Annotated in this window: 27 protein-coding genes and 2 tRNA genes; 16 read left to right on the top strand and 13 right to left on the bottom strand. The window is 68.7% G+C overall.

Annotation, left to right across the window (positions count from 1 at the left end):
• Positions 1-32: 32 nt before the first annotated feature.
• From FHR33_RS25890 to FHR33_RS25905, 4 genes are read left to right on the top strand one after another with little or no spacing between them, the layout of a single operon-like run.
• Positions 33-1451 (top strand): FtsK/SpoIIIE domain-containing protein, encoded by a 1419-nt coding sequence (locus FHR33_RS25890; RefSeq protein ID WP_183652729.1) that lies wholly within the window; start codon positions 33-35, stop codon positions 1449-1451.
• Between the two features lie 44 nt (positions 1452-1495).
• Positions 1496-3064: a replication initiator gene (locus FHR33_RS25895; protein ID WP_221242056.1), complete on the top strand. Its 1569-nt coding sequence runs from the start codon at positions 1496-1498 to the stop codon at positions 3062-3064.
• Position 3065: 1 nt separating this feature from the next.
• Positions 3066-3248, top strand: a complete 183-nt coding sequence (locus tag FHR33_RS25900) for a helix-turn-helix domain-containing protein (RefSeq protein WP_183652733.1) — start codon at positions 3066-3068, stop codon at positions 3246-3248.
• The gene (locus FHR33_RS25905) at positions 3248-4591 is read left to right on the top strand and encodes a tyrosine-type recombinase/integrase (RefSeq protein ID WP_183660296.1); all 1344 of its coding nucleotides are present in this window, start codon (positions 3248-3250) and stop codon (positions 4589-4591) included. The genes FHR33_RS25900 and FHR33_RS25905 overlap by 1 nt, the downstream gene beginning before the upstream one ends.
• A 70-nt stretch (positions 4592-4661) precedes the next feature.
• On the opposite strand, the gene FHR33_RS25910 is transcribed toward FHR33_RS25905, so the two are convergent.
• Both FHR33_RS25910 and FHR33_RS25915 read right to left on the bottom strand, forming a co-directional pair.
• Positions 4662-4750, bottom strand: a tRNA-Ser gene (locus FHR33_RS25910).
• A gap of 161 nt (positions 4751-4911) precedes the next feature.
• Positions 4912-5475 (bottom strand): YceI family protein, encoded by a 564-nt coding sequence (locus FHR33_RS25915; protein ID WP_183652736.1) that lies wholly within the window; start codon positions 5473-5475, stop codon positions 4912-4914.
• Positions 5476-5582: 107 nt separating this feature from the next.
• Between FHR33_RS25915 and FHR33_RS25920 the strand changes: the two genes are divergently transcribed.
• A complete protein-coding gene (locus FHR33_RS25920) occupies positions 5583-6071 on the top strand; it encodes a MarR family winged helix-turn-helix transcriptional regulator (RefSeq protein WP_312895723.1) in 489 nt (162 codons plus the stop codon).
• Here FHR33_RS25920 and FHR33_RS25925 read toward each other — a convergent pair.
• On the bottom strand, positions 6028-6534 hold the full coding sequence (locus FHR33_RS25925; protein ID WP_183652739.1) for a SigE family RNA polymerase sigma factor: 507 nt from the start codon (positions 6532-6534) through the stop codon (positions 6028-6030). The two genes, FHR33_RS25920 and FHR33_RS25925, sit on opposite strands and share 44 nt — an antisense overlap.
• A gap of 179 nt (positions 6535-6713) precedes the next feature.
• Here FHR33_RS25925 and FHR33_RS25930 point away from each other — a divergent pair, with 179 nt between their 5' ends.
• Both FHR33_RS25930 and FHR33_RS25935 read left to right on the top strand, forming a co-directional pair.
• Positions 6714-7649: a hypothetical protein gene (locus FHR33_RS25930; RefSeq protein ID WP_183652742.1), complete on the top strand. Its 936-nt coding sequence runs from the start codon at positions 6714-6716 to the stop codon at positions 7647-7649.
• Positions 7650-7660: 11 nt separating this feature from the next.
• A complete protein-coding gene (locus FHR33_RS25935) occupies positions 7661-8431 on the top strand; it encodes a MauE/DoxX family redox-associated membrane protein (RefSeq protein WP_183652743.1) in 771 nt (256 codons plus the stop codon).
• 78 nt (positions 8432-8509) lie between these two features.
• On the opposite strand, the gene FHR33_RS25940 is transcribed toward FHR33_RS25935, so the two are convergent.
• On the bottom strand, positions 8510-9691 hold the full coding sequence (locus FHR33_RS25940) for an ATP-binding protein (RefSeq protein WP_183652746.1): 1182 nt from the start codon (positions 9689-9691) through the stop codon (positions 8510-8512).
• Positions 9692-9887: 196 nt separating this feature from the next.
• Here FHR33_RS25940 and FHR33_RS25950 point away from each other — a divergent pair, with 196 nt between their 5' ends.
• Positions 9888-11564, top strand: coding sequence for a SigE family RNA polymerase sigma factor (locus tag FHR33_RS25950; RefSeq protein ID WP_312895724.1), 1677 nt, complete (start codon positions 9888-9890; stop codon positions 11562-11564).
• Positions 11565-11574: 10 nt separating this feature from the next.
• On the top strand, positions 11575-12036 hold the full coding sequence (locus FHR33_RS25955; RefSeq protein WP_183652752.1) for a MaoC family dehydratase: 462 nt from the start codon (positions 11575-11577) through the stop codon (positions 12034-12036).
• Here the strand turns inward: FHR33_RS25955 and FHR33_RS25960 are convergent.
• From FHR33_RS25960 to FHR33_RS25985, 6 genes are read right to left on the bottom strand one after another with little or no spacing between them, the layout of a single operon-like run.
• Positions 12015-12254: a hypothetical protein gene (locus FHR33_RS25960; RefSeq protein WP_246452079.1), complete on the bottom strand. Its 240-nt coding sequence runs from the start codon at positions 12252-12254 to the stop codon at positions 12015-12017. The two genes, FHR33_RS25955 and FHR33_RS25960, sit on opposite strands and share 22 nt — an antisense overlap.
• Positions 12251-13720, bottom strand: a complete 1470-nt coding sequence (locus FHR33_RS25965; RefSeq protein WP_183652756.1) for a radical SAM protein — start codon at positions 13718-13720, stop codon at positions 12251-12253. Before FHR33_RS25965 ends, FHR33_RS25960 begins: the two co-directional genes overlap by 4 nt.
• Positions 13704-14384 (bottom strand): prolipoprotein diacylglyceryl transferase, encoded by a 681-nt coding sequence (locus tag FHR33_RS25970; protein WP_183652758.1) that lies wholly within the window; start codon positions 14382-14384, stop codon positions 13704-13706. The genes FHR33_RS25965 and FHR33_RS25970 overlap by 17 nt, the downstream gene beginning before the upstream one ends.
• A gap of 1 nt (position 14385) precedes the next feature.
• Complete coding sequence (locus FHR33_RS25975) at positions 14386-14658, bottom strand: hypothetical protein (RefSeq protein WP_221241250.1); 273 nt, start codon at positions 14656-14658, stop codon at positions 14386-14388.
• A gap of 1 nt (position 14659) precedes the next feature.
• Complete coding sequence (locus FHR33_RS25980; protein WP_183652760.1) at positions 14660-15322, bottom strand: response regulator; 663 nt, start codon at positions 15320-15322, stop codon at positions 14660-14662.
• Positions 15312-16451 carry a sensor histidine kinase gene (locus FHR33_RS25985; protein WP_183652762.1) on the bottom strand — a complete coding sequence of 380 codons (1140 nt, stop codon included), beginning with the start codon at positions 16449-16451 and terminating at the stop codon, positions 15312-15314. The genes FHR33_RS25980 and FHR33_RS25985 overlap by 11 nt, the downstream gene beginning before the upstream one ends.
• A 176-nt stretch (positions 16452-16627) precedes the next feature.
• Here FHR33_RS25985 and FHR33_RS25990 point away from each other — a divergent pair.
• Positions 16628-16700, top strand: a tRNA-Arg gene (locus FHR33_RS25990).
• Positions 16701-16928: 228 nt separating this feature from the next.
• The gene (locus FHR33_RS25995) at positions 16929-17405 is read left to right on the top strand and encodes a hypothetical protein (protein WP_183652766.1); all 477 of its coding nucleotides are present in this window, start codon (positions 16929-16931) and stop codon (positions 17403-17405) included.
• A gap of 192 nt (positions 17406-17597) precedes the next feature.
• Here FHR33_RS25995 and FHR33_RS26000 read toward each other — a convergent pair whose 3' ends face one another.
• Positions 17598-18173, bottom strand: a complete 576-nt coding sequence (locus FHR33_RS26000) for a dihydrofolate reductase family protein (RefSeq protein ID WP_183652769.1) — start codon at positions 18171-18173, stop codon at positions 17598-17600.
• Between the two features lie 189 nt (positions 18174-18362).
• On the opposite strand from FHR33_RS26000, the gene FHR33_RS26005 reads away from it, so the two are divergent.
• The 5 genes from FHR33_RS26005 to FHR33_RS26025 all read left to right on the top strand — a co-directional run bounded on the left by FHR33_RS26005 (position 18363) and on the right by FHR33_RS26025 (position 22143).
• Positions 18363-18908, top strand: a complete 546-nt coding sequence (locus FHR33_RS26005) for a GNAT family N-acetyltransferase (RefSeq protein ID WP_183652772.1) — start codon at positions 18363-18365, stop codon at positions 18906-18908.
• 262 nt (positions 18909-19170) lie between these two features.
• Positions 19171-19785 carry a DUF6230 family protein gene (locus FHR33_RS26010; protein WP_183652775.1) on the top strand — a complete coding sequence of 205 codons (615 nt, stop codon included), beginning with the start codon at positions 19171-19173 and terminating at the stop codon, positions 19783-19785.
• 43 nt (positions 19786-19828) lie between these two features.
• Positions 19829-20344 carry a DUF6114 domain-containing protein gene (locus FHR33_RS26015; RefSeq protein WP_183652778.1) on the top strand — a complete coding sequence of 172 codons (516 nt, stop codon included), beginning with the start codon at positions 19829-19831 and terminating at the stop codon, positions 20342-20344.
• A gap of 115 nt (positions 20345-20459) precedes the next feature.
• Positions 20460-21077: a DedA family protein gene (locus FHR33_RS26020; protein WP_183652781.1), complete on the top strand. Its 618-nt coding sequence runs from the start codon at positions 20460-20462 to the stop codon at positions 21075-21077.
• Between the two features lie 199 nt (positions 21078-21276).
• Positions 21277-22143 carry a hypothetical protein gene (locus tag FHR33_RS26025; protein ID WP_183652783.1) on the top strand — a complete coding sequence of 289 codons (867 nt, stop codon included), beginning with the start codon at positions 21277-21279 and terminating at the stop codon, positions 22141-22143.
• 138 nt (positions 22144-22281) lie between these two features.
• Here FHR33_RS26025 and FHR33_RS26030 read toward each other — a convergent pair whose 3' ends face one another.
• Positions 22282-23343: a CU044_5270 family protein gene (locus FHR33_RS26030; RefSeq protein WP_183652786.1), complete on the bottom strand. Its 1062-nt coding sequence runs from the start codon at positions 23341-23343 to the stop codon at positions 22282-22284.
• Entirely contained in the window at positions 23336-23920 is a 585-nt protein-coding gene (locus tag FHR33_RS26035) for an RNA polymerase sigma factor (RefSeq protein WP_183652789.1), read from the bottom strand. Before FHR33_RS26035 ends, FHR33_RS26030 begins: the two co-directional genes overlap by 8 nt.

Here is a 23920-nt window from a genome sequence, read left to right on the forward strand (position 1 = left end):
TGGGTTCTCACATCAAGGAAGGCCCCAGCCTAATGTTGAAGAAACTGCCCGGCGATCCGGTCTCCGGCCTGGTCTCCACCACCCCCGACACCGCAGTCGTCTTCCGCCCCGCCATCGTCCAGACTCCAGCGATCGTCACCATCGTGATCTTCGCGGCTCGCCTGGTCATCGGCCTCGTCCGGTCCTTCTGGCGGCATCCCATCGCCTCGGCCGTGGCCGTCACCCCCAGCACGATCTTCAGTCTGTACGGCTGGCGCCTGGCGCTGGTCGTCGTCGCGGTCCCGATCGCCCTGGTCGGCCCATGGGCCATCACCTATCCCAAGGTCGTCCTTCCCTGGATCGGTTACCGCCTTCTCGCCTGGTGGCGGCTCGTCTGGATCTACCGGCGCCACTGGCAACCCGTCATGGTCGTCTCCGGCCTCGGCCGTCACATCAAGGGTCGCGACTACCTGCCCCGCCTGCTCCGCGTCACCTGCACGTCGTGGGCCGACGTGGTCACGGTGAAGATGCTCGACGGGCAGGCGGCGAAGGACTGGGCCGACCGCATCGAGCACCTGGCGCACGGCTTCGGCGCCCCTTCATGCCGGGTCAGCGTCGAACGAGCGGGCCGACTCCTGCTGACCTTCCCGCGTCGCGATCCGCTAGCCGAACCCCTGCCCGCCGTACCGCTGCCTGAGGCAGCCACGGTCGGACCGGTCGAGATCGGACAGACCGAGGACGGCAAGCCGTGGCTTCTCAAACTGCACGGCACACACGTCCTGGTCGCCGGCGCCACGGGAGCAGGAAAGGGCTCGATCCTCTGGTCAGCGATCCGCGGCCTCATCCCGGCCATCTGGACAGGGCTGGCTGAGATCTGGGCCTTGGATCCCAAGCTCATGGAGCTGTCATTCGGCCGCGCCATCTTCGGCAACCGCTACGCCGCCGACCCGGCCGACTGCGCCGACCTGCTCGACGAGGCGGTCATGGTCATGCAGGAGCGGGCCGGCCGCTTCGCCGGAGTGCAGCGCGACCATGTCCCGAGCGTGCAAGACCCCTTCGTCCTGGTCGTGGTCGACGAGATCGCGTTCCTGACCGCCTACCAGTCCGATCGAGCGCTACGGCAGCGCATCTCCGCCGCGCTGGCCACCCTCACCACGCAGGGGCGCGCGGTCGGCGTGGGCGTCCTGGCCGCTCTCCAGGACCCGCGCAAGGACGTCATCACCATCCGCAACCTGTTCCCCGACAAGATCGCACTGCGGCTCGACGAGTCCGAGCAGGTCGACATGGTCCTCGGCGACGGCGCCCGCGACAGGGGAGCGCTGGCCGATCACATCTCTCCTGTCCCGCACCAGGGAGCGGGCGTGGCGTACATACGACTGGAGTCGTCGCCCGACCCGATCAGGGCCCGCGCCGCCTACGTCTCCGACGAGGACATCCGCGACATGGCGGCCCTCTTCGAGGAGGCCATGTGACCAACGGAGCCGACCGCACCCTCCCCCGCCTCGTCCGCGACACCATGCCCCTCGTCCTGGACGTCGCCATCGAGATCGCCAAGTCCAACGGCGTGTGCATCCGCCCCATCGAAGTCCGCCGCCAGGACGTCGTCACCGGCAAGATCGAGCCCTTCGACCTCCCGTGCGGCACCACCCAGGAAGCCAAGTGCCCGCCGTGCGCCAAGCGCAACCAGTTGCTCCGCAAGGCCCAATGCCGGGAGGGCTGGCACCTCGACCACGAACCGACCCCCGACCCTGCCGCGGCCACCGATGAGCAACGCTGGCTTGTCGAGTTCCGCGCCGACGTCCAAGCCAAGCGCGACCATGCGGCGGAGGAGGAGACCGAAGACTGGGAAGCCGCGATCGTCGCCATCGATACGGAGATCAACGAGGCAGGCATGCGCGGCAACGTCCTCGGCCGTCGCCAGGTCGCCAAGCGCACCCGATCAACCAGACGCCGCCAGGACGCCCCCGACTTACCCAAGCGAACACGCAGGCCAACTACCCTCGGCCGCACCTTCACCAGCCCACAGGGCCAGGTCTACCGGCCGTCGATGTTCGTCACGCTGACTCTTCCGTCCTACGGCAAGATTCGCGATGGCGTACCTGCCGACCCCAGCAGCTACGACTACCGACGAGCTGCCCGCGACGCCCTGCACTTCTCCAAACTCGTCGACCGCTTCGTCCAGAACCTCCGCCGCGTGGCCGGCTACAACGTCCAGTACTTCGCCAGCGTCGAACCACAAAAGCGCCTCGCCCCACATCTCCACATGGCCATCCGCGGCACCCTGCCGCGCGCCGAGATGAAGCAGATCGCCGCGGCCACCTATCACCAGGTCTGGTGGCCTCCAGCCGACGAAGTGAAGTACGACCGCGAGGACCTCCCCGTCTGGAGCGACGAGGACGGCTACCTCGACCCGGCGACGGGGGAGATCTTGCCCGCCTGGGATCAGGCGCTCGACGACCTGGAGGAGCCGCAGCATGTCGTGCGCTTCGGAGAGCAGGCCGACGTGCAAGGCGTCCTCGCCGGAAGCCCCGCCGCAAACAAGGCCCTCGGCTACCTGACCAAGTACCTCACCAAGTCACTCGGCGACCCGCTCGACCCTGACGACGAAGGCGACCAGGCCCGCCGCGATCACGTCACCCGCATGGTCGACGCCCTGCGCTACGAACCGTGCTCGCCCACCTGCCCCAACTGGCTCCGCTACGGCGTTCAGCCCAAGGACGCCAAGCGGGGGATGACTCCCGGCCACTGCCGCGGCAAGGCACACCGACCCGAACACCTCGGCTACGCGGGCCGCCGCGTCCTGGTCTCCCGCAAGTGGTCCAACAAGACCCTCCGCGAACACAAGCAGGACCGCCGCGCCTGGGCCCTCGAACTTCTCGGCCTCGACGAACCGGCCGCCAACGACCGCCACCGCTACATCTGGCGCCCCGTCTCCAGCAGCGACCCGACCCGCACAACTCGCGCCGAGCAGCTCCTCCGTGGCATTGCCCGACGCCAGCAGTTCCGCGCCAGCCTCCTGGCCCTTGAAGCCAGAGCGACCGGCGAACCACCCCCAGAACTTTCGGCAACCGGAAAGGCGGCCTGACATGGATCCCCTGTTCTACCGCCCGAAGGACGCGGCCGTAATGCTCGGTATGAGCCGAACCGCCGTTTTCCGGCTGATCAAGTCGGGTGAACTCCGCTCGATCAAACACGATGGCTACCGCCTCATCCCCGCGGCTGCTCTGGTGGAATTCGCGCACTCCCTGGAATGCGAGGAGGTCGCGTGATGGCCGGCAGGAAACCCAACGGGCGCTCATCGATCTACCTCGGCAAGGACGGCATCTGGCACGGCTGGGTGACCGTGGGCATCAAGCCGGACGGCTCTCCCGACCGCCGCCATCGGAAGGGCGTGAGCGAGGCGGAGGTCACCCGCAAGGTTCGCGAGTTGGAGCGACAGCGGGAGTCAGGCAACGTCAACAAGCCGGGCCGCGTCCCCACGGTCGAAGAGTGGATGACGGAGTTCCTCGACGTGATCTGCGAGCGCCTCGTGCTGTCCGAGAAGCTGGCACCCCGGACGCTCGCCGACTACCACTCGAAGAACCGCCACTGGATCGTGCCGCTCCTGGGCAAGCATCGCCTCGACAAGCTCGCCCCTGAGCACTTGGACGCCGCGTACACGACCATGCTCGAACGGGGACTTGCGACGAGTACCGTCCTCAAGGTCCACCGCATCCTCTCGCGCGCCCTGACCATCGCCCTCAGGCGAGGCCGAGTCGCCCGGAACGTCGCTACCTTGATCGATGCTCCCTCGGCCACGGCCATAGAGATAGACCCGCTCACCCGCGAAGAGGCGCGAAGCATCCTCGAAGCAGCAAAGACGAGAAGGAATGCCGCTCGTTGGTCGGTCGCTCTCGCGCTCGGCATCCGTCAAGGCGAGGCGCTGGGTCTCCGCTGGTCATACATCGACCTCGACACAGGCGAGATCAGGGCCTGGTTCCAGATCCAGCGCTCCGAGTGGCGCCATGGGTGCGATGATCCGCACTCCTGCGGGAGGAAATGGCATCGCCTCCCTTGCAAGAAGAACTGCAAAATCCACAGCCATGACCGGAGCTGTGGATCGACCTGCGCCAAGCCGGGTCACAACTGCTACAAGCGACCATGCCTCAAGGACTGCACCGGCCACGCGGACAAGTGCCCGCGGCGCTCGGGCGGCGGTCTCGTCTTCCGGCCACGCAAGGGCAAGAGCAAGCTCACCCTCCAGTGCCCTCCCGCGCTGCTCGATCAACTGAAGGCCCACAAGAAGATTCAGGCCGCCGAGCGTCTGAAGGCGGGAGAGAAGTGGACGGATCACGACCTGGTCTTCACGACCCGCCTCGGCGGCCCGATCGAGCGAACCGAGGACTGGAAGGTGTGGAAGTCGATCCTCCGGCAGGCCGGCGTGCGGGATGCCAGGGTTCATGACGCCAGGCACACGGCCGCGACTCTCCTGATCGAGCAAGGCGTCCACATCCGCGTGGTGCAAGAGATCCTCGGCCACACCAGGGTGACCACCACGGAGCGATACACACACGTCGCCACCATGCAGATGAAGGACGCGAGTGGCCGCATGGACTCGGCCCTCTGGGGATAACTGCAACCCAAACTGCAACCCCGACAGCAGAAAGGCCCTCACCCGGTTTCGGGAGAGGGCCTTTGATCTGCGGAGGATCGGGGATTTGAACCCCGGATGGTGTTGCCACCAAACCGCATTAGCAGTGCGGCGCCATAGACCTGACTAGGCGAATCCTCCTGGTAGCCGTCTGGCTCAGGACAGAGTACCGGCCTTCTGGCGGTGCGGCAAAGTGGTTCGCTCCAGCGTCATCACCAAGAGTTATCCACTGCCTGTGGGTAACCTCGTCCACACCTGTGGATGACAGCCCGCCCAGGTCGAAGCGGGCTGTGGACAGTGTGTCAGGCGGCGGGGTTGGCCTCGCCCTCGATCTCAATCTTGATCTTCTTGCCCACCAGGACGCCACCGGTCTCCAGCGCGGCGTTCCAGGTCAGCCCGAACTGCTCGCGGTCGAACTCGGTGGTGATGGAGAAGCCCCATACCTGCTGGCCCCACGGGTTGGTGCCCACGCCGCCGTACTCGACGGTGAGCTCGACCTCCTTGGTGACCCCACGAATGGTGAGGTCGCCCGCGACGGTGAACTCGTCGCCCTTGTGGCCGACCACGCGGGTGCTCTTGAAGGTGATCTCGGGGTAGGTCTCGGTGTCCAGGAAGTCGCCGCTGCGCAGGTGGTTGTCGCGGTCGCCCGCGTTGGTGCTGATGCTGGAGGCGTCGATCGTCAGCTCGGCGGACGACTCGAGCGGGTTCTCGGCGATCGTGATCGAGCCGTTGAACTTCTCGAAGTGGCCGCGGACCTTGCTGACCATCATGTGCTTGGCGACGAAGCCGATGACCGTGTGGTTGACGTCGATGGCGTACGTGCCGGCGGCGGGGATGGAGAGGCCTTCCCAGGTACGAGTGCTCATGTCTGTTGCTCCCTCGAGAATGATGCTTGCGCTGCGGACGTTTGCTTCAACAGATTTCTACATGAGGAATATTCCGCGCGTCAACTATCGTCCTCTACGATGTGAACGTGATCCCCTTTGACGACCCGCGGCTGACGGCCATCGGCCTGCTCACGGAGGTCTACGCCGGCCTGATGGCGAAGATGACTCCGGCCCTCACTGCCGCCGGGCTGTCCGAAGTCGACTTCGGCACGCTGATCAGGCTGGCCCGATCACCGCACCACAGCCTGCGCATGGGCGACCTGGCCGCGCAGACGGGCCTGTCCACGAGCGGGGTGACGCGCGTGGTCGACCGCTTGGAACGTGACGGCCTCGTGGTCCGGCAAGCCTGTGCCACCGATCGCAGGGCCTCCTATGCGGCGCTGACCGACAAGGGCGTGGACAAGGTGCAGGAGGTGCTGCCCCAGCACCTCCACGACATCGAGGAGTCCTTCACAGGACTGCTCTCACCCGAGCAGCTCGAGACCTTCCTCGCGACCCTCCGGATCATCAGGGACGTGGTGCACCCCTGCGCTACCGCCGGCGCGGTTGAGCCGGGACAGATAGTTCGCCCCTGAGCTTGGCCATCGCGCGCGAAACGGTGCTCTTCACGGTGCCGACGCTGATGCCGAGCGCCCTGGCGATCTCCGGTTCGGACATGTCCTCGTAGTAGCGCAGCACGATCGCGGCGCGCATGCGGGCCGGCAGGCCGTTCAGCGCCTGTTCGAGGGATTCCTCCCACTCGCTCGGCGCTTCGAAGCTCACCGGGATCTCCGGCAGCTCGTCGGCGGGGAACTCCTCCAGCTTCCGCTGGCGCCACTGCGAGATGTTGATGTTGACCATCGTCCGCCTGACGTAGCCGTCGAGGGCGGCGCGATCTTTGATCCGGTCCCAGGCCAGGTAGGTCTTGGCGAGGGCTGTCTGCAGCAGGTCCTCGGCGTCACATGGGTGTCCGGTGAGCTGGTGCGCCACACGCAGAAGCGCTGGTCCGCGAGACCTGACGTACTCGCGGAACTCCTCATCCGTCCTGGCAGTGTGCATCGTGGCCAGAATCGCAGCCCGAGCCCCTATTGCGGCTGAACCGGAATCCAGGATTCGTTCCACCAACTGCAAAGTGCAGTCAAGGTCTGCCTCACATCGGTTGTCAATGCGTTCCACCGAGGATGCGTATTTTGCTCCCCTTCGCCGGGAGGAGCCGGGAGCTATGTGACTCTAGGGGTGTGAACAGCACGGAACGCCGCCGAATCCTCGCGGCGGCGGCGCTCGGCCGCACACCGGGGCATGCGGGGCCCGACCGCGAGAGCGGCGATCCCCTGCACGCGGTGACCGGGCAGATCGTCGACGTCAGCCCCCATCTGCTCATCGTCGAGACCGAGGAGGGCAGCGAGGAACGGCTCGTCATCGCGCCGTGGGCGACCGCCTGGCACGGCGCCGACGTCGCTCCCGGCGACCTCCCCCTCGGCTCCAGGGTCATCATCAGGGCCCTGCGTGACGGCAAGGTCGTCGAGCGGGTCTGGGCCGACCTCACCCGCATGACCGGCACCATCCTCTCGATCGAAGGACGCCGCGACCTCCACCTGGAGCTCGACTGCGGCCCGCATCGCGGGCGCCGCAGCGTGGTGATCCCTTACCGGACCACCGGACGCGTCCGCGTCCGGCACCCCCAGCTCGAACCGGGCTACCTCTTCGACGCCATCGGTGTCAGAGAGGACGGCGTGGGCCACGCTCTGTTGCCCGCGACGTCGCAGCCCGCCTATCCGGCGCGCGCCGTACCAACCCCTCCCCCCGCGTACGGCGGGCCACAGCAACGCATCTCAGGAACCGCCACCTGGTCCGACGCGTTCGACTGCGACGAGCGCGGCGCGGCCTATCCCATGGTGGAGCGCTCCGACGCGGCCTGCCCCGACGCCGAGGTGTCGTGCGTCGGCCTGCCGTACCTGGCTATGGGTTCTTTATTGAAAGTCCGTAATGTCTGCGCCGAGCGGGCGGCGAACCTGCCTGTCGTGGCGTGCGGCTGTATGGCCGGGCGCTTCTGCGACAGGTGCGTCGAATGCGGCACCTCGCCGAGAGGCCGCATCGTGGAGCTGTCACCCTCATCGTTCGTAGAACTGGGCGGGGAACTGACCAAGGGGTGCTTCAATGCCCGGGTCGGATAGGGGTATCACGCATGCTCGAATCGCAGCTGCCGATCTTAATCGTGCTGCTGGTCCTGGGAACCATCGCCAAGCTCGCCACCGTGCGCTCCAATCTGGAGCCCGGCGCCCTGGCCAGGCTCGGCCCGGCCGTGCTCGTGCCGGGCTCGCTCCGCACACCCGCGCTGATCTGCTGCTCCGTCGGCGAGCTGGTGCTCGCCGCCGGACTGCTGCTCACCACACATCCGCTGTTCCGATGGGGAACGGTCGTCTTCTTCGCGCTCTCGACCTACGTGCTGCTGGAACTGCGCAGGCGGCGGCCTGACGCCGGCTGCGGCTGCTTCGGCGAGGTCAGCTCGGCCCCCGTCGGGCTGCGCTCGATCGGCCGCACGGTCGTGCTGACCGGCATGGCGGTGATGTCGGTGTGGGCCCCCGCGCCCGGTCTGTCGTGGTGGACGCTGGCCGGTGTGGTGGTGCTGGCCGCGCTCTCGCCCGAGCTGGAGGAGGCCGTCGACCGGCTGCGCTATCGCGCTCCGTGCGAACAGCGCCCCGCGAGCGAGAGCGTGGGTCTGGCCAAGCTCAGGGCGAGCGCGACCTGGCGGTCGCATGCCGACCAGCTCGCCTCGGCCGAGCCGTACGACAGCTGGCGGGAGATGTGCTGGCGCTTCTTCGTCTTCGAGAACGTGAACGAGGACGACACCGTCTTCGCGGTCTACCTCACAGGACGGCATCCGGCGGTGCGCATGGCGGTGGTCGGCAGGGACGACAGCGGGTCGATGCCGGAATATACGGCTGTATCGGCCTGACGCTAGATAGCGTTATACGGCGGCATATTGGTCTCTCTAGCCGTGCCTAGCTTCCCCTCTAGACACGGCTAGAGAGAGTCAGATGGGCTGAGCGCGAAGGAACCTCCCGAAGTGCGGCACCGTGAACGCGATCAGACCGCGCTCGGCGGAGTAGATGAGCCCCTTCTTGATGAGGCTGTCGCGAGCGGGTGACAGGCTCGACGGCTTGCGGCCGAGGGAGTCGGCCACGTCGGAGGTGGCCACCGGCTCGTCGCCGATCGCGGCCATGGCGTGCATGTAGTCGCGCTCAGCAGGGGTGGCGCGCTCGTAGCGGCTGCCGAAGAAGCCCACGGCGAGCTCCTCCTCCGCCTCGGGCGCGGACACCTTGACGTCGTCGAGGGTGATGGGGGTGCGCGGCGCGTAGTCCCACGCGACCTTGCCGTAGGCCTGCACGAAGTAGGGGTAGCCGTCGGCGGCCTCGTAGAGCGCGTCGAGCGCCTCCTGCGTGAACTCCACGCCCTCCTCCCTCGCGGGGACGAGGAGCGCCATGTCGGCGGCTTCACGGTCGAGCTTGTCGAGGCGCGCGTAGCGGAACAGCCGCTCGGAGTAGCTCTTGCTGGCCGACAGCACGCTCGGCAGGTGCGGCAGGCCGGCGCCGACCACGATCAGCGGCCCGCCCGTCTGCGACAGCTCGTGGCAGGCGGCGCAGAGCGCCGAGATGTCGGCGGCCTGCACGTCCTGCATCTCGTCGATGAAGAGCGCGACGCCCACCCCGAGGTCGGTGGCCACGCTCGCCGCGTCGACGAACAGCTCGGTCAGGTCGATCTCGAGATCGCCGGAGTCGGCGCGGCCGCGGCTGGCGGGCACGTCGATGCCAGGCGACCAGTGGGAGGTGCCCTTGGCGGCGGCCGGGTCGCGCATCGCGAAGGCCTTGAGCACGCCGAGGAACTCCTCGATGCGCTCGGGCCCGCGGTGCCGGGGGGCCAGCTCGCGGATCGCCATGTGCAGGGCGGCGGCGACGGGACGGCGGATCGACTGGTCGGGCCTGGCCTCGATCTTGCCGGTGCCCCACAGCCGCTGCATCGCCATGGACTTGAAGGTGTTGAGCAGGACGGTCTTGCCCACGCCGCGCAGGCCGGTCACGACCATGCTGCGCTCGGGACGGCCACGGGCCACGCGCTCCAGGACGACCTCGAACTGCTGGAGCTCACGGTCGCGGCCGGCCAGCTCGGGCGGGCGCTGCCCGGCACCGGGGGCATAGGGGTTGCGCACAGGGTCCACGCTCTCGGACTTTATAGCGGGGTATAGCGGCCGTCTTAGAGTTGGGAAGAAACACCTACGGCGTGTCTGGACGAGCATGGCACCCCCTCCCACCTGGCCGAACCTCTGTTCGAGTCGTTACCCAGAACTGTAGCGCGCGATCGAACACGTGCGCGAGAGATTCGAGTAAAGATCTTTGCAACAGTCCACGCCTCCCGTGCGTCCCCTGTTCGTGGACTTCGAAGAGTTCGTCCGAGCGAGAGGTTCGGCGCTGTTGCGCTACGGCTACGTGCTTACCGGCACCTCACACGACGCCGCCGACCTGGTGCAGGAGATCCTGCTCAAGCTCGCCGACCGCTGGGACAAGGTCGACAGTCCCGAGGCGTACGCGCGCACGGCCATGGCCCGCCAGCACGTCAGCTGGTGGCGCAGACGCCGCAGAGAGGACCTCACGGAGGATCTGCCCGAGGGCTCACACCATGACAGCCACTCCTTCGGCGAGCTGTGGAACGAACTGCGGGCGCTGCCGCCGAAGCAGCGAGCCGTGGTCGTGCTGCGCTACTACGAGGACCTGCCGGACAAGGAGATCGCCGAGATTCTCGGCATCTCACGGGGCACCGTGCGCAGCCAGGGCCGCACGCGCGCTGGAGAAGCTCCGCGTCAGCCCTGGCGTGCTCGAAAAGGGGAGAGCGTCATGAGGACTGAGGAAGATCTGGTCCACGCGTTGCGGCAGGCGGCCGAGCGGGCGCCACAGCCCGACCTGTCCGCGGCGCTGGCCGCACGGCGGCGCCGCCGTACCAGAGGAAGGACGGCGAGCGCCGCCCTGGCGGTGGCGGCCATGATCGGGGTGGCGGGGGTGGGCACGACGATCGCCAGAGGTGTCTTCACCAGCGGGGGCGGAGACGGCGTGGCGGTGGCCCCTGTCGACGGACCGAGCGAGGTGATGGCGAGCATGCAGACTTCGGCCGAGGCCGAGTCCCGATCACAGGAGGGGACGCCGATCGAGAAGATCTGGCCGAAGGCGATCTTCACGATGCCGGCGAAGAACGCCGACGGATGGCGGTACCGCCCGATCACCGGCGTCAGCGCCACCGAGGTGATGGTGAACGCGGAGTCCGCATTCGAAAAGGCGGGCGCGATCGAGATCTACGACTCCGAGTCGGGAACGTTCCGCAAGGTCACCGACGTGCCGACGACCCCTGGCCTGAAGCGGGCCTACCCCCAGGACGCGGCCTTCGACGCGCGGAGCGTCGTCTGGTGGGTGCACGCGACCGGCGTGCGCGAGATCTGGATCGCGCCGCTGGCAGGGGGCGAGGCACGGCTGGTCGCCACGTACAAGGGCGAGCACCAGGGCATCGAGGCGATCGCCGTGAAGGGCGAGCACATCTACTGGTCAGAGCAGGACGGCACGGTCTGGCGGCTCCCCGCCGAAGGCGGCACGCCCGAGAAGATCGCCGACGGCCTGCACCTGATCGACTGGCCGTGGGCGAGCGATGTCTCCGAGCGCGAGCACCGCAAGAACCAGACGAAGGTCGTCAACCTGGAGACGGGCGAGACCCGCCAGATCACGGCTGCGGCCGAGGCCGTGGGTCTGCGCTGCGGGCCCACCTGGTGCGTGGCGGAGGGCCTGGTGCAGCGGGTGGACGGCACGGGCCTGCGGAAGGCGGACGTCTCCTTCCACATGTCGGGCTACCCGGCCCTCGACCGGTATGTCAGCACTGGGACGAGCGTGCTCGATCTCGAGACCGATTCGTGGGTGACCTTCCCCAAGAACCCCGACAACTGGATGGGCAGCGGCACCTCCTCGGCGCCCAGCACGATCACGTACTGGGGAGCCACCAAGGGGACCAAGCCGGACGAGTTCCGAATGGTCAACCTCGCGGCGGCGCAATAGGGTTCCACCCATGCGGAGCTTTGCGAACGTGCAGGAGTTGAAGGCGGCGGTCGGCGAGACGGTCGGCCCGACCGAGTGGCGCACGGTCACTCAGGACCAGGTCAACCTCTTCGCCGACGCCACCGACGACCACCAGTGGATCCACGTCGACCCCGAGCGGGCGAAGGAGACCCCCTTCGGCGGGACGATCGCCCACGGCTTCCTGACGCTGTCGCTGCTCCCCTCGTTCCTGACCGAGCTGATGAGCGTCGGCCAGATCCAGATGGCGGTCAACTTCGGCCTCAACAAGGTCCGCTTCCCCAAGCCGGTGCCCGTCGGCTCGCGGGTGCGGGCCAGCGGCGAGCTGGTCGACGTCAAGAACAGCCCTGCGGGCCAGCTGGCCACGATCAAGGTTTCGGTCGAGGTGGAGGGCGAGCGCCGTCCGGTGTGCGTCGCCGAGGCGCTGCTGCTCTACGTCCCGATCAGCGAGTAGACGATCGCCGCCAGCGCGGCGATCGCGATCAGCCCCAGATAGGCCAGCACGAGCCGGGTGTCCCTGAGCACGCACGTGCTCCGGGTCAGCCCGGCTCTGCGCGCTTTCCAGTAGCCCACGAACCCGAGCACGGCGAACCCGAGCACCGCCCACGGCCCGAGCAGCCAGGCGAGCAGCGCGACCGTGGCGTAGACGCACAGCCTCAGCGGATCGGTCATCGCAGCTCGGGCCATGCCTGCACGGCGCAGAACGGCGCGCACTGGTCGCGTTCGTCGCGGCGGGTGCCCACGTGCACGCAACACTGGGTGAGCCGCTCCTCGATCATGGTCGAGATGTCCATGAACGGCTTGACGGTCAGCCGTACCACCCGCTCCCCCAGCATCCGGCGCAGCTTCTTCCGCCTGCCCAGCACCGTGACCAGCGTCGACAGCCCCAAGTCGCAGTTCTCGCAGATGTTCTTCCACAGCTCGCCGATCTGCGGGTGCGACAGCGACGACTGCTCCGACAGCAACCCCAGCAGCGACTCCTGTACGGCCAGCCGCAGCTCGCGTGGGATCTCGCTGTCGGCGATCCTGTTCGACACCAGCCCCAGGTTCTCCTTCAGCCGGTCGTGCCCGATCAGCGCCACCAGCGACCGCCAGTCGCCCGAGTCGTCGCGGATCAGATAGCCCACCGAGCAGCAGTGCGGGTGCGAGCACGGCAACGCGGTGAGATCGCGCCAGGTCACCAGCCCGCCGGTCTGCGGCTCGAGCCTCTTGAGCACGCCGGTGTGGGTGAGCCTGTCCATCGGGTCGATGACCCCGCTCCTGCCCGAGCCGAACACCGGCTGGATCGACACCCCTCCGACGAACGGCGTGGCGAGCGCGAGCCTGACGACGTCGCCGATCTCACCGTCGTTGACCCCGAGCGCCGCCGTCATGACCAGCGTGGTGAAGATCTGCCGCTCCGACAGCCGTCGTACGGCCAGCGCCTTGAACCGCCGCAGGTCGCCGCCTCGATGGTGGCGGGAGGCGTGCTCGGAGATCCCGTCGTACTGCAGGTAGACCTCCACCCTGTCGCGATGCTCGGTGAGCAGGTCGAGCAGGCCGTCGTCCTGGGCCACGAGCAGGCCGTTGGTGTTGACGAGGATGCGGGTGATCGGCCTGGCGGTCAGCTCGGCCAGGAGCTTGGCGAGGTCGGGGTGGAGGGTCGGCTCACCGCCGCTGAGCATCAGGACGTCCAGCCTGCCCTCCTCGCGTTCGAGGCGCTGGTCGACGTTGGCGAGCACCCGCTCGACCGGCACGACGCCCTGGAGGTCGGGCGAGGAGCCCGCGAAGCAGGTCGGGCAGCGCAGGTTGCAGCTCTCCGTGATGTCCTCCAGCAGAATGCAGGTGTGCTGGGTCTGCATCTCGGGCAGCCCGTCGAGATAGGCCCCGGGGATCGGCGCGAAGTTTCCCGCCAGGTCGGGGATGTGCGCCTTGGTGGGCGCCGTCCACTCCTCCAGGTAGGACAGGATCTCGGGGTCCTCGTCGTAGAGCGTGCGGACCAGCCCGTGCGTGCGGCAGCCGCGTTCGAGCCACACCCTGCCATCGCGCTCGGCCAGGTAGCCGCTCAGCCTCGGCACCCGCTCGACGGGAAGATCGCCGTGACAGTGCGGGCAGAAGGCGTTGACGTACCGCAGGATGCGATCACCTCGGAGCCTCACGGGCTGCCCTCCTTCCGAACCGGATGCCCAGCAATATCAGACAGGGGATGAGGAACCACTGCGGTCTGGTCAGATCCAGCCAGACCGTCTCGTTCGCCCTGGTGAACTCCACGAGGAAGCGGAACACCGCGTAGGCGGCGACGTAGCGGGGGAAGAGGTCTCCCTTGTCACGCAGCCTCGCCAGGACGATGAAGGCGACGAGGTGGAAGACGATCTCGTAGACGAACGACGGGTGCATGGCCTGCCCCGTCAGGCAGCCGGGGCACTCGGGCGTGGTCGCGGGCGCGTGGACGCCCCACGGCAGGTCGGTCGGCCTGCCGGGCGCCTCGGTCAGGTGGCAGCCGATGCGGCCGATCGCCATGCCGAGCGCCACCGCGGGGGCGAACAGGTCGCCGGTGCTCTCCTTGTAGCCGATGATCCGCTTGGCGACGAGCACGCCGACGTAGGCCCCTGTCAGGCCGCCGAGGATGCTGCGCGAGCCGTACAGCCAGAAGCCTTCGAGGTGCTCGGCGAAGCCGGCCAGTCGCATGCCGATCGCGCCGCCGACCAGGGCACCGGTGACCGCCACCAGCGACTGCTCGTTCAGCGCGCCGCGACGGCGGGCCTCTCGCACGAAGACCACGGCGGCGGCCAGCACGCCGAGCCCGACGAAGAGCTCGTGCACGTCAGCGGTAGAGCTCGGGGTTGAGCCCTGTGCAGTAGCCGGCCGAGATGATCGAGGTGAGCGCCCAGCCGATCATCAGCCCCATGCCCAGCCCCTTGTTCTGCGGCTTCTTCGTCAGGATGAGCGCGAGGCCGCCGCCGAGGCTGCCCAGCGCGAGCAGCCCCGCCACGATCGCGATGCCCACGGGACTGCCGGTCCTCAGCGCGACGAGCCCGGCGATCACGTTGACGACCAGGTAGATGCCGACCCCTGCGAACGCCATGCCGACGACCACGTCAGCTCCCCTCGGAGTAGTAGATGGCGGCCTGCACCCGGCTTCTCAGCCCGAGCTTGTTGAGCACCCTGCTGACATGAGTCTTCGTCGTGGCCTCGGCCATGTCGAGCTCTTTGGCGATCTCCGCATTCGACAGGCCCCTGGCCACACAGGCCAGCACCTCGCGCTCCCTGGGGGTGAGCAGGTCCTTGGGCGGCTCACGCCGTACGGGCTGCTCGGCGAAGGCGGAGATCAACCGGCGGGTCACCGCCGGAGAGATCAGCCCGTCGCCCCTCGCCACCAGGCGCACCGCCTCCACCAGGGAATCGGCGTCGGTGTTCTTGAGCAGGAACCCCGCCGCGCCCGCCCGCAGCGCGCCGAAGACGTACTCGTCGACGTCGAACGTCGTCAGGATCAGCACTTCGGTCACGCCGGCCAGCTCCCTGGTGGCCGAGATGCCGTCCATCTTCGGCATCCTGACGTCCATCAGCACCACGTCGGGGCGGATCTCGCGGGCCATCGCGACGGCCTCCTCACCGTCGCCCGCCTCCCCCACCACCTCGATGTCGGCGGCGCCGCCGAGGACCAGCACGATGCCCGCCCTGACCGCCGCGTGGTCGTCGGCGACCAGCACCCTGATCGTCACAGTTCCTCCTCGGTCCGCACTCTGATGATCACAGCGCATGCTCCGTGGGCAGCGTGGCGCGCACGCGCCACCCCTTCTCCTCGTACGGCCCCGCCTCGAACGCGCCACCCACCAGCGCCGCCCGTTCCCTCATCCCGACCAACCCCGCGCCCGCCCCAGGCAGCTGGGTCCTCGTCTCGTTCAGCGGGTTGTCGACCACCACGCTCACCAGCCCCGGCGCATAGGTGATCACGACCTCCGCCCTGTCGTCGCCGTGCTTCATCGCGTTCGTCAGCGCCTCCTGCACGATCCGGTATCCGGCCAGATCGACCGACACCGGCAGGTCGTAGGGCGTGCCCTCGACCGTCATGACCGTCTCCATCCCCGCCTGCCTGGCCCGCTTCACCAGATCGGCGGCGTCGGCCAGCCGCGGCCTGGTCGTGGCGTCGTTGTCCTCGCCCTCCTGCCGCAGCAACCCGATCATGGTGCGCATCTCGGCCATCCCCTGAACGCTGTTCTCCCTGATGGAAGCCATGATCTGCTGGACGGCCCCCGCGTCGAGATCCTTGCGCGACAGCACGGCCGTCGACTGGATCGCGATGGCGCTGAAGTGATTGGCGATCATGTCATGCAGCTCCCTGGCCATCCTGGTGCGCTCGGCGACGATGGCCGCGCCGCGGTCGAGCTCGGCCAGGTGCGCCACCTGCTCGGCACGCGCCCGCTCGGCGGCGGCCTGGTCGCGCTGCTGCCGCAACACCATGGCGGTCGTCACGGGCACGACCAGCACGAGGCTCACCTGCACCCCGTAGATCGCCAACGCCAGCCAGCTCCGCTCCAGCATCCCGATGACCGCACCGATGATCACTGCCGCCGTGGTGGTGACACCCAGCAGCCAGCGCGAGGCCCTGGCGGGGCCGTACAGCGCGGCCGCGTAGAGGTTGTCGGTGAACACCAGCGTGGTCGGCAGCGAGGGGCCGCTGTAGGCGACGTCGATGGTCACCGCCGCCACGCCCAGCGCGAGGCAGACCAGCGGCGCGCTCCGCCGTACGGCCACGCCGGCGCACGCGAGCGCCAGCGGAACGGCGAGGAACCACGGGGGGACACCGATGCGGTCGAAGTAGGCCCGACCGACGAGCATGACGGCACCCACGGCGAACGCGGCCACGGCTGCCAGGATGTCTCGCCTCATCCCTCCATCTCACCATCGAGAACCGCGGAGTTGTTCACACCTGGGACCTGCCTGTGGATACACAGAAGGTTGTACACAGGCGAGCGGGATCCGGGGTCTCGCGACTCCCGGGACGAGGAATCGAAAATCTGGTTCGAGGCACGGCTTGAGGTCCGCTATGATTGCTTACGCAGCGAGCGGCCGTAGCTCAATGGATAGAGCATCTGACTACGGATCAGAAGGTTGGGGTTTCGAGTACCTCCGGCCGCACAGCAGGAGAAAGGCCCTTCGGGATGATCCCGGAGGGCCTTTTTCGATCTCGTTCCACGAGCCCGGATCGATCCTCACCAGGACCTGCCCACGCGCCCCGCCCACGCGAGGGCGCAAAAAGGCGTGGATCGAGCGTGCATTTGGCCACTGACCCACCCGCGCTGCCTGCCGCACCCTGAGGTGCCTGCGTTTCGGCCTGAAACGCAGGTCAACAGAGGGAGAAACGGCATGCGACCTCACAAGCTCATCCTCACGCTCGCGCTGACGGCGGGCCTGACCGTCTCGACGGCTGTGTCCTCGGCCTCGCCCGCAGGCGCGACGAGCACGGCCACCACGTGCCGGGTCAAGCTGAACTACGTCGACGCCTACGACGTGGAGGAGAACAACGGCGACGAGATCCGGATCGACCTCGCGGGGTACATGTACCCCAGCGGCAACCAGTACGTCGCCGTGAACAACGGTGATCGCGCCTATTCCGGCAACTTCGCCAACCCGACCACCACCATCGGCACCACCGGGTCAGCGCTGTTCAGCCTGCGCGAGGTCACCCCGCCAGCCGTCGGCCAAGGCGACGAGCTCGGCTCGGTCACCGCGAGGGGCTCCACCTGCGCCACGCTCGCCACCGGACAGGTCGCCAACATCTCCAAGCACATCTTCGGCACCGGCTACTGGTACTACATGAGCCTGGTGATGACCGGCCTGTAGCGTCCAGGGTTCGAAGGCCCTGCCGGGTCACCAGACGGGCCTTCACCAGCCCCCGACGCCAGTGGGGACTTCTGCCAGGCAAACGCGCGCACGCGCAAGACGACTGCGCGGCCGGGACGAGATCTGTCATCGAGACGATGACAGATCTCGTGACGACCTCGCGGCCACCCCCGAAGGTCCGCCTCGTCGAACTCACGCATCGCGGCGAACGCGGTAGCGCAGGTGGGTCACGGCCCCCGCGACGGGCGTCCCCTCCAGGATCAGCCCGGCCCGCTCCCCGGCGAACAGCGGCGTGCCCTCGCCCATCAGCAGGGGGACCAGGTGGATGCGCATCTCGTCGAGCAGGCCCGCGCCGAGCAGCTGCCGGGCGACGTCCGCGCCCAGCACCCAGACGTCCTTGTCCCCCGCGGCCTCCTTGGCACGTCGGGCTGCGGCCTGCAGTCCATCGAAGGCGAACGTCCCGCCGTTGTCGCCGAGGAGGTCCTCCCTGGTCCGGTGGGTGACCACGAAGCTCGGGATGCCGGGGAACGGTGTGCCGCCCCAAGGCCCCAGGCCGAGGTCGAAGGTACGCCGTCCGATGAGGGTGGCCCCCACCGCCTCCTCGGACTGCCGGAGGACGCCGAGGTCGATCTCGCCGTCCGGTCCGTTCCCGGCATGCCATTCGTGGAGCCGCTCGCCGCCGTCCCCCATGGGCTCCTCTTCCCTGACGTTCGGACCGGTGGTGAACCCGTCCAGGGACACCGACACGTCCAGCACGATCCCGCTCATCACACGCCTCCTTCGCTCCGTCGGCGGCGCCGTCCGGCGCCGTCAGGGAATAGTCGGAGCCGGCCGGGCCGTCTCGACATCGCCACGGAGCCAGCTTCTGAGCATGGGTGGTCACTCGCGCAACGGATCGCGAGGTGTGCCCGGCTGCGACGTTTGCCGCCGGACAGCCCGGTCGGATAGGAAGCTCGCATGCTAAGAGGTAACAAGGTCGGACTCAGGGCCCGGTACGAGGACGACATTCCGATCCTGCTGACCGAGCTTTACGACGACGTGGTGAACGGCTCACGGGCCGAAGGCCGGCCGTGGCGGCCGATCACGCCAGGCTCGAGGGACCCGCGGCTCGTGGTGGACGACACCGACCAGGGGCGCGTCCCGTTCTCCGTGGTGGAGCTGGACGGCGGCACACTGGTCGGCACCGCGGCGCTGTGGGGCATCGACAACCATCACCGGTCCGCGCACATCGGGCTGGGGCTGCTGCCGTCGGCCCGCGGCAAGGGCTACGGCACCGACGTGGTCGCGGTGCTGTGTCACTACGGTTTCGTCGTGCGCGGCCTGCAGCGGCTGCAGATCGAGACGCTGGCGGACAACGCCGCGATGCTGCGCTCCGCCGAGCGCAACGGCTTCGTCCGCGAGGGCGTGCTGCGCTCCTCGGCCTGGGTGCTGGGCGAGTTCTTGGACGAGGTGCTGCTCGGGCTCCTCGTCCAGGACTGGAAGCCGGCCTTCGGGACTTCGTGAACATGTCGGGGCTGTGACTGCGCGTAGCTGGCCAGGTGGCGCGGCGGGGTTCGGCGCCATCGCGATGACCAGGGCTCTTGCTGTCTGGACTGAGGCGATCACGGCCAGGCATTCCGGTCTTCGGCAAGGTTGTCCAGCTGAGAGCCAGAAACAGCACACCGCCCGATTTGTCTGTTGACAGGGACCGCGGCGTTCATGATGATCGACAATGTGGCTGGAATGTCACTATCCGTGACGACATGCTGGCCCATTTCCTCATGAGGTGTCATGGAGGGTGGCCGTGGTCGAGCAGGGGCGTGTGCGGTGGAAGCGATTCGCGCTGGTCTTCACACCGGTGGTGGCGTTGACCTTACTGCTGGTGGGCGCCACGACCGAGGGCGCGATCGGCGCCACCTTCGTGGTCTCGAGCTCCACGTTCAAGCTCTTCACCGGCGAGTTGCGCGCACAGGGCTTCACGCTGGCCGGCGGCGTCGACCACGACATCAAGGGCAGGGCGATCCCCGTGCTGTTGACCGGCATCCGTCGGGCCGAGGTGTTCGATCTGTGCCAGAGCGTCGTCCTGAAGACGCCCCTGGGAGCGGTGACCGCGCGGATCACCGGCGGCCGTGGTGACGCGCCGGTGGTCGCGGAGGACCTGGTGATCGACGCCGCGGCGGCGCGGGCCGCGGCGGCCTTCAAGGACATCCAACTGGGGCGCGACGCCGGCACACTGGACGCGCCCGCGGGGGCAAGGGGTCCGGCGGGGACGTTCGGCGCGCAGAGCAGGACGGTCGTTCTCCGGAACGTGAGGCTGACCGCGTGGGCCGTCACGGCCGGCACCTTCATCCTCCCCGACCTCGCGCTCAGCCTGCAGACCGGCGACCGTCCCTGCTTCTGACGGGTTCTGATGGGGTTCTGACGGTTCGGCGGACGGACAGATCATGAAATCGTGGCGGCGTTCGAGGCCGTTCTGGAGCGGGCTGCTCATCGTGCTGGCGGGGGCGGAGCTGCTGTCCATCCCGTTCACGCTCGACGCGCTGTCCGTGGCGATCCTGTTCGGCACGGTGGGGGCGACCTACCTGATCGCGCTGGTGATGATGATCGCAGGCGTGCTGGTATGGCTGCAGCCGGGCCAGCGGGTCTTCCTCGGCCTGGTGGCCATACTGCTGTCCATGGCGTCGTTCGTCTACTCCAACCTGGGCGGCTTCCTGATCGGCATGGGCCTGGGCCTGCTGGGCGGAACGCTGGCCATCGCCTGGACACCCGTCAGCCGACCGGCCAGCCGGCTCGACTCCCTCAGCCTCCGCGACCTCCCCGGCGCGGCGCGGAAACTCGTGTCGAGCGAAACGCTCAGCCGCGTCGGTCACTGGTCCCGCCGCGGGCCCGCCTCGAGCCGGATATCCGCCAGCCGGGAACCCGCGGATCCCGCGGCGGAGCCGCAGAGGTCGCCACAGTGAGCCGTGAGGCCGCCTTCACCGGATTCAGCGTGGGTGGCGGCTGTGGTTTCCCGCACCCCTGAACGGCCACATGCCTCATGGTGGCCACAGCCTGATCATTTCTAGTCTCAGAGGCATGACGGAATGGCTGATTGACCTGATGGAAATGCTGGGCGCGCCGGGAGCCGGGATCGCGATCGCGCTGGAGAACCTCTTCCCGCCTCTCCCCAGCGAGGTGATCCTGCCGCTGGCCGGTTTCGCCGCCTCCCGGGGAGCGATGGACCTGGTCGCCGTGCTGCTGTGGACCACCGCAGGTTCGGTGATCGGGGCGCTGGCGCTGTACTGGGTGGGCGCCCTGCTCGGCCGCGAGCGCACGCTGGCGCTGGCCGCCCGGATCCCGCTGCTGAAGCTCTCCGACATCGCCAAGACCGAGGCGTGGTTCCTCAAGCACGGGCGCAAGACGGTGTTCTTCGGCCGGATGATCCCGATCTTCCGCAGCCTGATCTCCGTCCCCGCCGGGGTGGAGCGCATGCCGCTGGGTGTCTTCACGCTCCTGACCACGGCCGGGAGCCTGCTCTGGAACACCGTCTTCGTGCTGACCGGCTGGACACTCGGCGAGAACTGGTCGCTGGTGGAGACCTACGTCGGCATGGGCACCAACGCGGTCATCGCCACGGTGCTGCTGGCCGTGCTGGTCTTCGTGGGCGTACGGCTGGTCGAGCGGCGCAAGGGACGGCATGCGGTCGGCGGCTGAGTCCTCGACCAGCAGCCTGTGATCACCAGCATCGGCACCGCGCCGACGACAAACCACGCCTGGCGATCGATGCGCACCGGTTACGCCCGCGGGTGTAACCGGTGCGGCCGCTCCTACCTCACCGGTTGTCGCAGGCCGCGATCGAGTGCCCCCCGAGGGCTGACGCGGCGGCGCCCGCTCGCTCACCAGGCTGTCGGCCATGCGCACACCGATGATTGCCGCCCTTGCCCTGGCCCTTGCCTTCGTCGCGGCCCCCGCCCAGGCCGGCACCTCTGAGACCCCCGCCGTCGACGTCCTGGTCGAGGACAGTGGCCTGAACAGCCCAGCGACGGTGACCGCCGGTGCCACGACGTTCAGGATCCGCTCGGCCGACCCGGAGGGCGCCTACGTGGGCCTGGTCCGGATCCGGCCGGGTCATGCGTTGCGCGACGTGCTCGCCGACGTGGAGCGGGCCTTCGACCACGCCGACCGTGAGGGCGCGCTCGCCGCAGCCCGGCGGCTGTCCGCCGAGATGGTGTTGTACGGCGGCGCCGCCGTACAAGCCGGCATGGTCGTCGACTACACCACCGTCCTGGCGCCCGGCGCGTACGTCGTCATCGACTTCAAGGAGGTGGGCAGACCGGGCCTGGCCGACAAGGTGCGGAGGCTGCGCGTCCTGCCCGGGCTCCCGCATCGCTCGCCCTCGGCCGCGGCCGAGATCGTGCTGTCCAGCACCGCCGCGGGCGCCACCCGTTTCACGGCGCCCGCCACGCTGCCGTCCGGCCGGCCGGTCCGCGTCGTCAACCGGTCGCGTCAGTACAACGAGGCCATCCTGCTCCCTGTACGGCCCGGCACCACGCGCGAGCAGGTGGGGGCGTACATCACGGCGGTCAGCGAGGGCGGTCAGGCGCCGTCTCCGTTCACCGGCGGACCCGTCGGCCTGGTCCCCATGTCGCCTGGGCGCGCCGCCGTCATCAGGGCCGATCTCGCGCCGGGCTCGTACGCCCTGGTCACGTGGCTGCGCGACTATCGGACCGGACGGATGCACGCCGACCAGGGCACGTACGAGCTGATCACCGTGGAGTGACGTCCGCGAGGGGCGCGCTCGGGAGAACCGGTCGTGTCCCTCGTCACGGAAACGCCGGAGCCCCGCCCGACCCGCGTGATCGGACGGGGCTCCGTCACCTCCGTGCCACCGGTCGCTGCCGTCTCTCGGCATGTCTCGCTAGCAGGGAATCTTGAGACGAGAAGCGTCGGGTGACGGCTCGGGCATCGCGTCGGCCGCCTCGACCCCGAGCAGGGCGGAGCCGGTGACGGTGCCCTTGGGCACGACGTAGGTGTGGCCGCCGGGCGATTGTGTCTTGTCCTTCGTGGTGACGTAGCGGGTGCCGAGGTAGTGGTAGGTCTGCTTGTCGAAGACCAGCTCGGAGCGCATGGTCTCGTCCTCGGCCATGCCGACGGCCATGCCCTGCCTGCCCGCGGCGTCGGTCACGTCGGGGATGAGAGTGATGCCCTCCAGCCCGGCCGCCACCTCGAACAGCGGCGAGGCAAGGCTGGGCCTGGCGGCCGACTTCTGGATCAGGTCGCTGATCGTCAGCCACAGGCGCAAGCGGCGAGGTCCTGCCTGTTGCGCGGCGACCTTCTCGATCCTGGCGCGCAGCGCGGTCACGTCGGTGGGCCAGTCGCCGAGCCGCAGGTAGGAGAGCTCGTCGCCGGGCGTCTTGTCGCAGGAGGACTCGTAGACGCTCTCATCGACGCCGGAGCCCCCCGGCACGAAGGGGGCGGGACCGCTGCCCGGGTTGGGGGTGGCGCCCTTCCGCTCCTCCCTGACGAGCCACGGCTTGCCCGGCTCCGCAGGCTCCCACCTGTCCTCAGCGGTCTTGACAGTCACGTGGTCGGCGCCGGTGCCGTCCTTGCGCTCGATCGCCATGTGTCGCGTGGCCATTGACCTCACGTGGAGGTACTGACCCGGCTTCAGCTGCAGGTCGCCCTGCTCCGCGGCGGCGCCGGCCGCCCTCGAGAGCAGTTCCTGGGCGCTCGCCGGAAGGGCGGTGCCAGGGACGAGTTGGACCGCCACGACCATGGCGGCCGCGGCGGCGACGACGGCCACACCCTTGAACATGGGGCCCGGCCTCCTGACCGCCCTGCCAAGGATCCGGCGCGGCCCCCGCGCGTGCCGGTCCTCCGCGTAGGCGCGTTCCATGAGAGCGCGGGACCCGGCGAGGTCCTGTGCCGACCCCTCGGGCGTGGCCGCCCACACGCGGCTCATCGCGTCCATCTCATCCATCGAGGGTGTCCTTCCATACGGTGTTCTCCAGTGCTTGACGGGCCTTCTTCCTGGCCCTGTTGAGTCGCGAGCGGACCGTGCCCACGGGGATGTCCAGCGCCCGGGCGACCTCCTCGTAGCTCAGCCCCGCCCACGCGATCAGCAGCAGCACGTCGCGGTCGCCGGACTTCAGCCCTGCCAGCGCGGCGACCAGCGGCCGGTTCACCGTCAGCGTCGTCACGTTGTCCTCGACGAGGCCGCCGGTGATCTCCACGGGGTCCACGCCCCCGCGCACGTAGGCCCGGTAGCGGGTGACCTCGTCCCTGCGCCGCTTGCCGATCACGTTGGAGGCGATGCCGTACAGCCATGGCCTGGCGTCGGTGTGCTCCAGGCCGTACCGATGGCGGTTCTGGAACGCGGCGAGGAAGGTGTCGGAGACGATGTCCTCCGCCGCGTCGCGTCCGAGCCGCCGCACCGCGTACCTGTGCAGCTGCGGGGCGTGGCGGTCGAACACCGCGGCGAACGCCTCGGGCTCCTGCCACGACCTCCGGATCAACTCGGCGTCGGCGACCTCGACGGTCGCAGCGGGCTGGGGCAT

It is taken from the genome of Nonomuraea dietziae (genome assembly GCF_014195505.1).
Taxonomy (GTDB): Bacteria; Actinomycetota; Actinomycetes; order Streptosporangiales; family Streptosporangiaceae; genus Nonomuraea; species Nonomuraea roseola.

Excerpts from the sequence above, each read along its gene's own strand:
- FHR33_RS26035 (WP_183652789.1), bottom strand. The coding sequence starts at position 23,920 with ATGCCCCAGCCCGCTGCGACCGTCGAGGTCGCCGACGCCGAGTTGATC.
- FHR33_RS25905 (WP_183660296.1), top strand. The coding sequence starts at position 3,248 with ATGGCCGGCAGGAAACCCAACGGGCGCTCATCGATCTACCTCGGCAAG.
- FHR33_RS25900 (WP_183652733.1), top strand. The coding sequence starts at position 3,066 with ATGGATCCCCTGTTCTACCGCCCGAAGGACGCGGCCGTAATGCTCGGT.
- FHR33_RS25895 (WP_221242056.1), top strand. The coding sequence starts at position 1,496 with ATGCCCCTCGTCCTGGACGTCGCCATCGAGATCGCCAAGTCCAACGGC.
- FHR33_RS25955 (WP_183652752.1), top strand. The coding sequence starts at position 11,575 with ATGCGGAGCTTTGCGAACGTGCAGGAGTTGAAGGCGGCGGTCGGCGAG.
- FHR33_RS25925 (WP_183652739.1), bottom strand. The coding sequence starts at position 6,534 with ATGCACACTGCCAGGACGGATGAGGAGTTCCGCGAGTACGTCAGGTCT.
- FHR33_RS25980 (WP_183652760.1), bottom strand. The coding sequence starts at position 15,322 with ATGCGCTGTGATCATCAGAGTGCGGACCGAGGAGGAACTGTGACGATC.
- FHR33_RS26025 (WP_183652783.1), top strand. The coding sequence starts at position 21,277 with ATGCGCACACCGATGATTGCCGCCCTTGCCCTGGCCCTTGCCTTCGTC.
- FHR33_RS26000 (WP_183652769.1), bottom strand. The coding sequence starts at position 18,173 with ATGAGCGGGATCGTGCTGGACGTGTCGGTGTCCCTGGACGGGTTCACC.
- FHR33_RS25935 (WP_183652743.1), top strand. The coding sequence starts at position 7,661 with ATGCTCGAATCGCAGCTGCCGATCTTAATCGTGCTGCTGGTCCTGGGA.
- FHR33_RS26030 (WP_183652786.1), bottom strand. The coding sequence starts at position 23,343 with ATGGATGAGATGGACGCGATGAGCCGCGTGTGGGCGGCCACGCCCGAG.
- FHR33_RS25890 (WP_183652729.1), top strand. The coding sequence starts at position 33 with ATGTTGAAGAAACTGCCCGGCGATCCGGTCTCCGGCCTGGTCTCCACC.
- FHR33_RS26005 (WP_183652772.1), top strand. The coding sequence starts at position 18,363 with ATGCTAAGAGGTAACAAGGTCGGACTCAGGGCCCGGTACGAGGACGAC.
- FHR33_RS25915 (WP_183652736.1), bottom strand. The coding sequence starts at position 5,475 with ATGAGCACTCGTACCTGGGAAGGCCTCTCCATCCCCGCCGCCGGCACG.
- FHR33_RS26020 (WP_183652781.1), top strand. The coding sequence starts at position 20,460 with ATGACGGAATGGCTGATTGACCTGATGGAAATGCTGGGCGCGCCGGGA.
- FHR33_RS25995 (WP_183652766.1), top strand. The coding sequence starts at position 16,929 with ATGCGACCTCACAAGCTCATCCTCACGCTCGCGCTGACGGCGGGCCTG.
- FHR33_RS26015 (WP_183652778.1), top strand. The coding sequence starts at position 19,829 with ATGAAATCGTGGCGGCGTTCGAGGCCGTTCTGGAGCGGGCTGCTCATC.
- FHR33_RS25960 (WP_246452079.1), bottom strand. The coding sequence starts at position 12,254 with ATGACCGATCCGCTGAGGCTGTGCGTCTACGCCACGGTCGCGCTGCTC.
- FHR33_RS25985 (WP_183652762.1), bottom strand. The coding sequence starts at position 16,451 with ATGAGGCGAGACATCCTGGCAGCCGTGGCCGCGTTCGCCGTGGGTGCC.